A 12,588-nucleotide genomic window follows, 5' to 3' on the forward strand; every position below is an offset into this window, starting at 1 on the left:
TTAATGAAAAGAAGGAGTACTGTTGTCAATTAATTTAACTAAAAAAATTCATTTATAATAGAAAAAGATGTGAATGAATTAAAAGTGTAGTTGATGTAACCTTTTATATGATAATGTTTAATCAAACACGATTTTTTGAGGATGATAAAAATGAACCTTACTGACAGACAAATTCAAATAATTACACACTTGAAGAATTGTCGTGATTGGGTGTCCAGCGATAAAATTGCTAGTGTTATCCATACAAATAAGCGAACAGTTCAAAGTGAGGTAAAAAACCTTATAAATAATTCAAGTATAAAGATTAGTTCAAACCAAAAACTTGGGTATAAACTAATTTATCTTTCAGATGAAATCAAACAAAATATTTCAAAAAGACTATCATTTCAAAAAGTTTACTCATCTATGAATGAAAGAGCCAGTAGCCTTTTACTTTATTTATTATTTCAAACAGATTATGTTAGCATGCAGAAATTGGCAGATACTTTTTTTCTTTCAAAAACAGCAGTTTCAATAGAGATTGGAACTATTCAAAGATGGCTATCTCGAAGACCAAATATTGAGTTAAATGTATCTACAAAAAATGGGATCAAAGTTATTTCCTCGGAAGATTCAAAGCGGATATTTGCTTCTCTAGTTTGCAATGAGTTTAAAATAAAGAATGCTTGTCTGGAAGAAGATGTCCAACAAATGTTTAGTAAGTTTTATCCAAAAATATTATGTTTACTACAACGTTTTTTTCTAAATGAATGTTTTATTATTTCTGGTGAAGATGTCTACCGTTTTGGCAGATATATAACTTTTATAATCATTCGAGATAGATTGGGATTTGTAACAGAGCCGAACAAAGAATTTATAATTAAACAGAAACATATACTTGATGAGCTTGTTTACTCTATAGAGAAAGAAACAGGTTTTCACTTTAGTACAGATAATCAATCTTGGTTAATCACTCACTTTTTGGAATTAAATCAACTGAGTTTTGATATAACAAATAGTGAAGAAATATACTATAAGTTGGAAGAGTTCGAATCAAAGGTTTCAGTAATGTTATCTATACCCAAAAAAAGCATCGACTTTCGGACAGAATCAATTGTTAATCATATAAAAACAATGATTAATCGAATAAAATCAGGTAATAATATATTGAATCATTTTGCATTAATGACATTGAAAGAATATCCTTTAGAAGCATATATTATCAGAAAAATTTTTCCGGAAATTTTTGGATTTTTGCCTAATTTAGCAGAAAGTTCCTATTTAGTATTGTATTTAGCAGAAGCGCTAAGAAAACAAAAAAATAATTTGAAAGTTCTTCTTCTAACTAATCACTCCACAAGCATAATAAGTTCATTGCATCAAAAAATTTATGAAATGATAAATTATAACATTAATCAAGTCCATACAGAACCTCTATACCAGTTTGATACACATATAGAAATAATGAATGAATTTGATCTTCATATTTCAACTGAACAGGAAATCATTTTTCGATTAGATGAGTTTGTTTATTTACCTACGTTATTAAACAAAGAGGAACAACAAGAACTAACAATGAGACTACAGAGAATCATTTCTGAAAGGGAGAATAAAATAAAAGAAAATATAATAGAGTCGTATTATCCTGAAAAAAATAAACTATTTTTACAGGACAAGATAGATCAAGCAGATTTTAACTTTATAAGCGATTTAGATACTATTTCATTTCCGATAAAAACAGATACCTTGTTTGTTTGTAAGATACACGCTGGCAATTGTACATTCATTAAAGAATACTGTATGAAAAAAAGCATTAAGATTGATAAAAGAGGAATTAGGAGAATAGTTTTTGCCCAATACAATGAAGATCCTAAAGATATATTCATGTTCTTTAAAGTAATTTCTGAACTGGTTTTTTAATAATAATGATAGATTTAATTTTTCGCGGATTCTATATAATTATCCGCGATTTTTTGTGTTCAATAAATATGACAGGTAATAGTGATATTTATTGAATAGATGGTTTTATCAAATAAACTTATACTTACTAGGTAAGATATCTTGCAACAAATACAACCAATATATTTAAAAATATAGGAGGTAAAAAATGGATTATCGCATATTAGCTAAAAAAATTACCGAAAATGTTGGTGGAAGTAATAATATATCTAATGTTTACCATTGTGCAACACGTTTGCGTTTTACATTAAAAGACGATTCAAAGGCTGATAAGAAAACGATAGAGTCTTTAGATGGAGTTATTAGTGTTGTGGAATCAGGAGGAATGTTTCAGGTAATTATAGGTAATTCAGTAAATGAAGTTTATGATGCACTAGCTGAGTTTACAAAAATGAAAACGGAATCATCATTTCCAGAAGATGCTAAAAAGGAAACTTTGTTTAATTCATTTATAAATATGATAGCAGGTGTATTTGCACCAACATTAGGGGTGCTTTCAGGAACTGGATTAATTAAAGGACTCTTAGCATTATTATCATCACTGAATGTGATTTCTGTAGAATCGGGAACCTATTTAATTCTTAACGCAGCAGCAGATTCATTTTTCTATTTTTTACCTATTTTTCTTGCGTATACAGCAGCGAAAAAATTTAAGGCTGATAGTTTTACGGCAATGGCTATTGCAGGGGCTTTAGTCTACCCAACTATAGTCCAAGCATTTACAGATGGAGCATCCGTCGACTTTTTAGGACTGCCTGTAGTTTTGGCAAAATACACAAGTACAGTGATACCTATAATTATTGCAGTTTGGGTATTATCACACGTAGAAAAATTTTTTAGAAATATTCTTCATGAGAGTATAAAAAATTTATTAACTCCCTTTTTCTGTATATTGATACTTGTACCACTTACTTTGATAGTTGTAGGTCCTATTTCAGATTATGCTAGCCAGTTAATTGCAAGCGGTTATTTGGCAGTTTATAATTTGAGTCCATTAGTTTCAGGAGCTATTATCGGTGGTTTGTGGCAGGTACTTGTAATGTTTGGTTTACATTGGGGAATGGTTCCAATTATGACAAACAATTTGACTTATTTTGGTCGAGATACTATCGGACCGGCTTGTTTCATGGCTGTTGCTGCACAAGCTGGAGCTGTTCTAGGAGTTTTCCTCAAATCAAAGAATGTAAAAATGAGAAGTCTTTCTCTATCAGCATTTATAAGCGCGCTATTTGGAATCACAGAGCCCGCAGTATACGGAGTTACCTTAAAACACAAGAAACCATTTTTTATTGCTTGCTCAGTAGGAGCAGTATTTGGGGCAGTGGTGGGAGCAGCGGGAGCTGGAGCGATTGCGATTGGCCCTCGAAGCATCTTAACTTTTCCAATATATATTGGAAAAAGTTTCCCAATTTTGGTTATAAGTTACTTTTTAGCCATGATTTTATCTTGCGGACTAACATATGTATTTGGTTATAGAGATGAAACAGAAAAACAGGAAATTCCTAGAGAAGGAGTTCATTTATCTAGTCCAACAAATGGAAAAATTATTGATTTAATATCAGTGAAAGATGAAACATTTTCTAGCGGTATGCTGGGTGATGGATTTGCAGTAATACCAATTGATAATATGGTTGTTAGTCCTGTAAAGGGGAAAATTATGACCGTGTTTCCTACAAAACATGCAATTGGTATTATAAGTGACGAAGGCGCAGAAATATTAATTCATGTCGGAATTGATACCGTAAACCTTAATGGTAAAGACTTTGAAACATTTGTTCAGGTAGGAGATTACGTTGAAGTAGGAGATCAATTATTACGTTTTGATAATGAGGAAATTAAGAAAGCGGGCTATGATACAACAGTGATTCTTGTCGTAACTAATAGTTCTGAGTTCAAAGGAATTCAAATTCCAGCATTATTGTAGAAAAGAAGAAAACATATAGGAGGAAAGAAAATGGCATTTCCAGAGAATTTTATGTGGGGTGGAGCAACAGCTGCAAACCAAGTTGAAGGCGCTTTTAATATAGATGGAAAAGGCTTGTCGGTGTCAGACGTATATACCTTTGATAGTTCTAAACCTAAAGAAAAATGGACAGATCAATGGTTAATGATGACTCACAATCAAGTAAAAGAAGCTCAAAACCCTAATAGTAAAGCATATTATCCTAAAAGACATGGAGTAGATTTTTATCATCACTATAAAGAAGATATTAAATTATTTTCTGAAATGGGATTCAAATGTTACCGGATGTCTATTGCTTGGACAAGAATCTTTCCAAAAGGGGATGAGATAGAGCCGAATGAATCTGGGTTAGCATTTTACGACAAAGTCTTCGATGAACTATTAAAGTATGGTATTGAACCAATTGTATCTCTTTCGCATTATGAAATGCCTCTTCATCTAGTCACTAATTACGCAGGTTGGACTGATCGAAAATTAATCAACTTTTACGTTAAATTTGCTACTACAGTCTTCACAAGGTACAAAAAGAAAGTTAAATATTGGATGACATTTAATGAAATAAACTGTGTAAAACATCATCCTTATGTTAGTGTGGGAATTATTGAAGAAAACCATCCAAATTTGGAACAAGCTAAATACCAAGGAGCACATCATCAATTTGTAGCTAGTGCTTTAGCTACAAAAATATGTCATGAAATAATTCCTGGTTCTCAAGTTGGATGTATGATTAGCTATCAATTGTTAGTTCCATATAGTTGTGATCCAGATGATGTCCAAAAAACAATGGACTATCAAAGAACATCATTATTTTTTAGTGATGTTCAAGCCAGAGGATATTATCCAGCTTATACGAATAGGATGTTTGAAGAAAAAGGAGTCAAATTGATAATGGAAACTGGTGATGAGGAAATTCTTAGAACTTATCCAGTAGATTTTGTATCCTTTAGTTATTACATGTCAAGTGCAATAAGCGCTAATCCAGAAAATCATGAAGGTGCGACAGGCAATTTAATCACAGGAGGAATAAATAACCCTTATTTAGAAAGCAGTGAATGGGGATGGCAAATCGACCCTAAAGGATTAAGAATTGCTCTAAACCAATTATATGATCGTTATCAAAAACCGCTATTTATTGCAGAAAATGGATTAGGTGCAGTAGATCAAATTGAAGATGATGGAACGATTAAGGATGATTATCGAATTGACTATTTGAGAAAACATATAATTCAAATGGAAGAAGCAATAAAAGATGGTGTAGACTTATTCGGCTATACGTCATGGGGATGTATTGATATTGTCAGCGCCTCAACTTCTCAAATGTCTAAGCGATATGGTTATATTTATGTTGATCAGGATGATGAAGGTAATGGAACAAAGAAGCGTTATAAAAAGAAATCATTTGATTGGTATAAAAAGGTAATTGATTCTAATGGTAAAGAATTGTAAGGGGCAAAAATAAATTTTTTATCAAAGTATTTAAGGATTTGGCGTACGAATTAAAACTTAAATAAACATATAAGACTATCAATTAAATAAAAAATAATGGGAAAGTATTATAATCTTAAAAAAGAGCTGGTTCTTCTTTAGAAAGAAGAACCAGCTCTTTTTTAAGATTAGATTAAAATCGAAAGAGTAAAAAATATGAGTAGGTAAGTAGGAGAGTTATGAAAGTATGGATATTTAGTAGTATCGAGAGAGATTCAAGACCTATTGTCACTAAAGCTAAGAATGAAGGGGCTCTTTTAACAGTTCGAAGTTCTCGAGGCAATTTTTAAAACGAGGTTAGATTGAATATTTCAAACTTTTTTAGTAGCACTAAGCAGATAAAATAGTGATTATATAATCAGAGAGTAAGGGTTAAAAGATGAAGAAAGATCAAAATTAAAAAATTAGTTAGCTAAGAACTAGATATAGGTAGTACTAGTCATATTGATACCCCTGTAATAAACACTAGAGACTCTTCACCATGTATGCAATTCATCAAGAAATTATAAAGAGAAGATTCGTACAAGTTCTATTTTCGATATTTAACTGTCTTATATGAGATTATACAACTGGTAGTGTGAGAAGGAGTATTCAAAGTGTGACGTTGTTATATAATTGCTGCAAATATGTGTATATTTAGAGGCAAACGTACTGAATAATAAATAGTATGTAATTATGCAAAGTACATAAAAAAAGTAAATTACTAGTAAAAAGAGTTGACATGTTGTAACTTTAAAAGTAACATGTAGTTGTAATAAAAATATAAATAAAAGATGGAGGACTTATTATGACTACAAATATTGAAAAAGCTAAACTGTTGATAAATACTTTTGCTACTGGGGATATTGAAGTAGCTAAGAATTTACTAGCTGCTGACTACATTCAACATAATCTAAATTATGAAACTGGAGCTGATGCTTTTATTGCTGCAGTACAAGGTCTATCGTTAGCACCTGTAAAAACTATAGTAAAAACTATTCGTGAGTTTGAAGATGGAGATAAAGTTTTTTTGCAATCTGAATATAATTTTGCAGGCGCAGGCGATCAAATAGTTTTTGATATTTTCCGTTTTGATACAAATGACAAAATTGTAGAACATTGGGATAATATTACTGATAAAGCAGCTCCAAATCCCAGCGGACGTACTCAAATTGATGGTACGTTAGAAGTTAAAGACGTGAATAAAGAAGAAACACGAGAATTAGTATCTAATTTTGTAGTAGATATTTTACAGGGTGCAGCTCCTGAAAAAATACTCACGTATTTTAATGGGGATACTTATATTCAACACAACACGGGTATTGCGGATGGAGTCAGTGGGTTAGGTTTAGCTTTAGAAGAATTAGCAAAATCAGGTATTGAAATGATCTATAATAAAACCTATCAAGTCTTAGCACAAGGAGACTTTGCGTTAGCTGTAAGTGAAGGGTCATTTGGTGGAAAACCAACTTCTTTTTACGATCTTTTCCGAGTTAATGACGGTAAGATCGTTGAGCATTGGGATGTTTTGGAAACAATTATTCCTGATACAGAAGCTAAAAATGATAACGGTAAGTTTTAATTAGTAATTTGCAAGAGCAATAATTATATTGCTCTTTTTTATTTGAAAAAATTGAGAATATTAGATAATTATATCAGACCTTTTTTGGTAGATAAAGATTGGGTTTCTTAGTTACTGTACTATAGGATGACATATACTATCCATCTTTAGAAATATTTTAAAGACTAAATCAAAAAATAACCTAATTTCAAAGTTTCTTTTAATAGAATTAAAGAAATTAGCAAGTAGATATACAATATTTTTTGCAAACTAAGTTATCAAAACTCGGAATGCAATTTTGTAAATTATAAGGAAAGGGTTTATGATGAAGTAAGAAATAGTATAAAGATAGGAGAAATTCAGTATGAAATACTCAACTAAGTACAGTGACGCCATTCATATTTTGGCATATTTAGAAATTTATAAAGGAACAGATTTGACAAGTGATACAATTGCCTCAAGTGTAGAAACTAATTCAGCATATGTGCGCCGTATAATGAGTGATTTGCGTCGCGCAGGATTGATAGAGAGCCAGCGCGGAAAAGCAAACCCTAAATTATCTAAAGACAGGAATGAAATCACGTTGTTTGATATTTATTGTAGCATAGAGAAGGATAGAAGGTTATTGCACATTGATAAAAAAACAAATCCATCATGTATAGTAGGTGGAAATATACAAGAAGTACTAAATCAAACATACAATAGAATTCAAATAAACGCCGAAGAAGAAATGAGAAAAATAACTTTGGCAGATATCATTAAAAAAGTTTTGATTCAAGAGAACCAGAAAAAGACAGAAAAAAGTTTAGTCGAATGATAAAAATGTTGAAATTATTAACTCATACATGGAGAATTTTTGAAATAAATGACTTTAGAAAAAAATTTGTCAAAATCTTATTGAAGTAAAAAGAAGATAGGGAATGATGTTGAACTATATGATAACAGTTGTTACAGGTAGGTTAGAAAGTCGAAGTGTTCATCTAATGATTAATCTATTATCACTTGCCAACGTATATGTTCTTGTTCGTAAACTCTCTAAAGCGAAATCGCTTAGTACACAAAATGTTATTCTGAGGAAATCACTGATTCGGATATTGAAAAAGTATCAAAATCTTTTGTAACAGGACGCCTAGAGTCATACTTGTCTAAACTAATTGAAAGATAAAATGTAATTGCCTAGTTTGAAATTAAGGGTTCTCCTCTCTTTTCACTGCTTAAAAGAGAAAGGCCAGTTTTAAAACAGCATATTCTTCTTTGTTATTTGTAGTACGGTTTTAATATTCACTCATGTCATCATACTCTTTCAAGCAATCCATTAAATCAACATGAAACTCTTTAATGATGGTTATAGAGAGACTCCTCGGTGATTAAATGACTGGTTATTCTCTCAAAAGCTTGTTTGTGGTTCTCCATCTCATAAAATTTTTGACGGTTACCCCGGAGCTGGTTGGGAAAGTTCCATTGATAAGAATAGAAACGTTAGCGGGTAAAGAAATCGTAGTTCCCTATATCACTGCTAAGTAATGAGCTAATTGAATCAAAACATCTTCAAGCTTTGTAGACTTGTCTACATGTAGACAAGTCTACAAAGCTATTTTTTTGATTTGCGTTGATAAACCTCTAGTAAAGTCTTGATTTCTCTTCGTTCATCCGTCGTTAAAGAAGCCTCATAATTATCTAGCAAGATTTCTATCAGTTCATTAACACTGTCTAAATTAAAAGAAGTAACGATTGCATTTAGACGATGTGATGTATCAGCTGAACAACGAATAGTAGTCGTTTTACTCTTTTCTTTTTTTCGAAGGGAGTCTTTATTTTGTTCTACATTAGTTTTCTGATATTCATTTACTGTAAATAAACTTGAACGATTAAACGATTGTTGGGGTTTTACTTCTTCTTTTCTCTCCAGAAGATTCCGTTTCCCTTTATTTTTATTTAATAAATTATCTGCCATACTGTCACACACTTCTTTCCTATATAGTCTGAATATGTCTACTGTTCGTTACGAAATTCTATCGCTTCTAATCGATTCAACATTTCTTCCGTCACTCGCTTATAAAGCCCCATGACTCTCTTATCGTGAATATCATATTTAGTATCCAAATCAGGATCAACTATCCCAATGATGTCATACCGCTTTAATCGCTCCATATTTTTGACTACATTTTTGAATAAATTTTCTTCACCAAATTTATCTTTAGCTGTATTGAGCGTAGCTTCGTCAACCTTTGAATTATTTTTTAGTAATACAGGTAGTACACCTAAAATATCAAAATCTGCATTATAGTTATCAATAAGTTCTTGCAAGTACCCTACATACGCTTCAGCACCGACTAAAGAACGCTCTTGCGTCTGAAGGACAATAATAGTGTAGTCTGAAGCTAACAATGCTGAATCCGTATAAGTACTTAAAGTAGGTGGAACATCGACCAGAATAAAATCGTAGTCATCTTTAATCTTAATCATTAATTCATTTAGAAAAGTCACCCTATTAAACTGACTGTCTGGAAATTTCTTTTCTAAGAATAATGGATATGAAGTAAAATCTGCAAAGCTGGGCAGTAAAAAAAGATTTTCTTTGATTTTAATAATAATATCCGATAAGTCTTCATCTGCTATCGCAGACATTAACGTCTTATCAAACGTAACAATATTATTCGTAATTCGCTGTTTCGTATGTAAATACAAAGATGTTGCATTCGCTTGAGGATCTAAATCCGCTAATAATGTCTTATAGCCTAGTTTAGATAATGTGTAAGCCATCATTGCACTATTAGTTGTCTTACCTGTTCCACCCTTGAAATTTCCAAATGTTATAACCTTAGCCATCGTAACCCTCTTTTCTTATTTGTCTACAAATCTACATTTAATAATATAACGTAAATATACCATGCTGAATCAATATGTCAAACGTTATCAAGAAAAGCCGTCTACAAATCTACATGTATATGTATCTACAAATCTACAAATCTACATGTATATGTATCTACAAATCTACAAAGCTGTATGTAAACATATCTACATTAAAAAAATGTTGATAATAAAAGGATGATGAGCACCATGTATATATATCTACAAATCTACGGATCTACATGTATACACATCTACATATCTACATATCTACATGTAGATATGTCTACAAATAAATGAGTTTTTGCCTACAAAATAAGGTTTTACAAAAAAAAAATAGTGTAGTACATTTAACTCAATTCAAAGCAAGACTAAAATTGAATACAAAAAAAGCCCCGTAGACGCCAATCTACGAGACACACAAAACTTATCCGGTTGTATGTGTCTTATTATACCAGCCTCTTTTTACGTTGGCAATAATAGGACTTTTTTTAAAACTGTAGGGGACAAGCTGCAGCCATGAAAAACTGGGACTAAGGGGACAGGTTAGGCGCTAGCCACTTCAATAACTAGCGATAGGGGATCAAAAGAGGTCACTGTATGCACTCTTTCCCTGAATGGTGACCGCGACCGATTTAACGGCGGGGGTGGTAATCCTGGGCCAAAAGCCTGGTAGCCTAAAACAAAGCTCTTAGGGAGGATTTTAAGAGGGTTTTAGGTGTGTTTCATAACACCAACGCATACAGATGTGATAGTGGCTCCAATCGTCTCGCCGACGTTAGAAACAAACATACATAAAAATAAAAACGCATGTTGTACCCTAGATTGTCATATATTTTTTTATATGGCTTTTCTAGGGTACAACTATGCTCAACACCAAAACATCAGCACCTCTGTTAGCAAATAGACGACCAAAAAACAAGTACTAAAAAAATATTTCTGCAAAAATTAATAACTTGTTTTGATTTAATTTACGTTATTCTGATAAATGTATTGTAATTTCTTTGTGACCTGTTATTAGGAGGAGAAAAGTATGGATATTGAAGAGGTATTAAATCGTAAATTAGTCCGTAAGGATGAAGAAAAAAATATATTCACTCATATAAGTGATCAGGATTTAAATGCAATTATTGAATTATATTATTCAAAGGAAAAAAATGTTCAAGAAATAGTAGAGGACTATCGATTACCTTTACAGAATATTTCTTCGTTTTCTAAGCATCTTCCTAATTATTATATGGATAAAGAATGTCCTTATGATGGCTCATATTTAACAGCTCCTTTACCTAGTAAAGGAAATTTAAGTACTTATTCACCAGATGGAATTTGTTTAGAATGTAATCATGTAGAATATTCAGGTGGTAACTATTTAAAGAAAAGTTGTAGCTGTTTAAATTGTAAAAAAGAAGAAGTACTAGAAAAAGAAAAAGTTGTAAAAGTTATTCGGGATGTTTATAAGGATCCAGTAGAATTGAATGAGCTTAGTGTAATGGATAGACTTCATATAGCGGCTTTACTTCAACTTGTAGGGATAGAGTATGGGTATTTAATCTCACCTTATCGCACATATAGCGATCTGAATGTTGGTTTTTCTGATCGTTTATTGGTTGAGTTATTAGATAGAAGAGTACTTAAAATGTCTGAGCAAAATGCCTTAAGTGTATTTTCTAATGTGACAGAAACATCTTATTCTTACAGTGTGAATGATGCTTACTTAGCATTGAATATAAGTCATGAGGTTTATGATGATGAAGAAGTTTTTGAATTACTTCAAAATGGATCGGAAATAGAAGTAGAAGATGGCGAAGAACTAATTTTTATCTGGAAGTATTTGGTTAAAAGAGAATTGTATAAGCTGTTTAAATTTCAGATGAAAGAACTGAGATTTACTAGAGAGTTAGGGAATGTAGAGCAAGAAAAAAAGATTTTTAATGCATTTGATAGATGGATTGAATTTTATTCTCCTTCACAGATATATGCTATTTTATATAAGGTTATTCGAGATGCTGATAATCATAGAACTTCAAATAAGTGGGGAAATTACTCTTATCATGAAATCGATTTTATTGTGAAATTAGCAGATCAAATGATTGTTAGATATGAGAAAGAAGAGTGGGGGATAAAAAGTTATAATTATCCTTATCAATTAGAATTTGATATTCAAACAAAGCTCTTTTTTTCAAAAGTCGCAAAAGAAAAAAATTGGTTTAATGAATTAGTTCCTGCTCCAGAAAAAATTATAAATGAAGAATTAGAAACTAGTATGACTATTGTTAAAAACTATTCTCATTATGTAAATGATATTGAAATGCAAACTATGGATGCTTTTTTAACTTCTACGCTAGATCATGCTATATATTATTCTCTAAGTCCTATTGGTTTGATTATTCATGATGGCAATATAGACTGTTTATTTGCTACTCGTAAATCTTTAGTTGAATATGTATTATTTTTAGAAAAAAATGGAAAAATAGATAGTGCTCATAAAGTAACCACTATTGAAGAAATAATCACTTATAATTCTGGTTTTTATGTAGACAATAGTTATTCTTCTAAATTAATTTATTTGATTATGACTCGATTAATTGAGAAACAGGTTCCTTTTTTGGAAGAACCCGAAAGATATTGAATCTGAATTTCTTTTGAATTTAAAAATCTGATTTAGTAGTAATGAAAAAAGGTTCTATTGGTTGATTACCTCTTTTTACAAATGAAGGTGACTATCCATTAACAGGCCGCAATAAAAATGGAGATTAAAAATTTAAAGAAGTAAAGAATAGTAAAACATGTATTTTTTTTAACTAAAGGAGAT

Annotated in this window: 8 protein-coding genes; 6 read left to right on the forward strand and 2 right to left on the reverse strand. The window is 31.3% G+C overall.

The genetic code is table 11. From position 1 onward, the window contains the following. Positions 1-150: 150 nt before the first annotated feature. From ACE025_RS05355 to ACE025_RS05375, 5 genes are all read left to right on the forward strand, one after another. Positions 151-1,899 carry a BglG family transcription antiterminator gene (locus ACE025_RS05355; RefSeq protein WP_485938206.1) on the forward strand — a complete coding sequence of 583 codons (1,749 nt, stop codon included), beginning with the start codon at positions 151-153 and terminating at the stop codon, positions 1,897-1,899. Positions 1,900-2,086: 187 nt separating this feature from the next. Beyond that, positions 2,087-3,862 carry a beta-glucoside-specific PTS transporter subunit IIABC gene (locus ACE025_RS05360; protein WP_485938208.1) on the forward strand — a complete coding sequence of 592 codons (1,776 nt, stop codon included), beginning with the start codon at positions 2,087-2,089 and terminating at the stop codon, positions 3,860-3,862. A gap of 30 nt (positions 3,863-3,892) precedes the next feature. Beyond that, positions 3,893-5,347, forward strand: coding sequence for a glycoside hydrolase family 1 protein (locus ACE025_RS05365; RefSeq protein WP_485938210.1), 1,455 nt, complete (start codon positions 3,893-3,895; stop codon positions 5,345-5,347). An 826-nt stretch (positions 5,348-6,173) separates the two neighbouring features. Further along, entirely contained in the window at positions 6,174-6,947 is a 774-nt protein-coding gene (locus tag ACE025_RS05370) for a nuclear transport factor 2 family protein (protein ID WP_485938212.1), read from the forward strand. 343 nt (positions 6,948-7,290) lie between these two features. Further along, positions 7,291-7,743, forward strand: coding sequence for an Rrf2 family transcriptional regulator (locus tag ACE025_RS05375; RefSeq protein ID WP_485938214.1), 453 nt, complete (start codon positions 7,291-7,293; stop codon positions 7,741-7,743). A gap of 774 nt (positions 7,744-8,517) precedes the next feature. Here ACE025_RS05375 and ACE025_RS05380 read toward each other — a convergent pair. Together ACE025_RS05380 and ACE025_RS05385 are read right to left on the reverse strand one after the other, a co-directional pair. Continuing rightward, complete coding sequence (locus ACE025_RS05380; RefSeq protein ID WP_485938217.1) at positions 8,518-8,880, reverse strand: hypothetical protein; 363 nt, start codon at positions 8,878-8,880, stop codon at positions 8,518-8,520. 38 nt (positions 8,881-8,918) lie between these two features. Next, a complete protein-coding gene (locus ACE025_RS05385; RefSeq protein WP_485938219.1) occupies positions 8,919-9,755 on the reverse strand; it encodes a ParA family protein in 837 nt (278 codons plus the stop codon). Positions 9,756-10,809: 1,054 nt separating this feature from the next. Here ACE025_RS05385 and ACE025_RS05390 point away from each other — a divergent pair. Continuing rightward, positions 10,810-12,405 (forward strand): hypothetical protein, encoded by a 1,596-nt coding sequence (locus tag ACE025_RS05390; RefSeq protein ID WP_485938221.1) that lies wholly within the window; start codon positions 10,810-10,812, stop codon positions 12,403-12,405. Positions 12,406-12,588 lie beyond the last annotated feature (183 nt).

Source organism: Desemzia sp. AGC72, from assembly GCF_057334175.1.

What these genes read in the sequence shown, in the direction of transcription:
- ACE025_RS05355 (WP_485938206.1), top strand. Translation starts at nt 151, where the DNA reads ATGAACCTTACTGACAGACAAATTCAAATAATTACACACTTGAAGAAT.
- ACE025_RS05360 (WP_485938208.1), top strand. Translation starts at nt 2,087, where the DNA reads ATGGATTATCGCATATTAGCTAAAAAAATTACCGAAAATGTTGGTGGA.
- ACE025_RS05365 (WP_485938210.1), top strand. Translation starts at nt 3,893, where the DNA reads ATGGCATTTCCAGAGAATTTTATGTGGGGTGGAGCAACAGCTGCAAAC.
- ACE025_RS05370 (WP_485938212.1), top strand. Translation starts at nt 6,174, where the DNA reads ATGACTACAAATATTGAAAAAGCTAAACTGTTGATAAATACTTTTGCT.
- ACE025_RS05375 (WP_485938214.1), top strand. Translation starts at nt 7,291, where the DNA reads ATGAAATACTCAACTAAGTACAGTGACGCCATTCATATTTTGGCATAT.
- ACE025_RS05380 (WP_485938217.1), bottom strand. Translation starts at nt 8,880, where the DNA reads ATGGCAGATAATTTATTAAATAAAAATAAAGGGAAACGGAATCTTCTG.
- ACE025_RS05385 (WP_485938219.1), bottom strand. Translation starts at nt 9,755, where the DNA reads ATGGCTAAGGTTATAACATTTGGAAATTTCAAGGGTGGAACAGGTAAG.
- ACE025_RS05390 (WP_485938221.1), top strand. Translation starts at nt 10,810, where the DNA reads ATGGATATTGAAGAGGTATTAAATCGTAAATTAGTCCGTAAGGATGAA.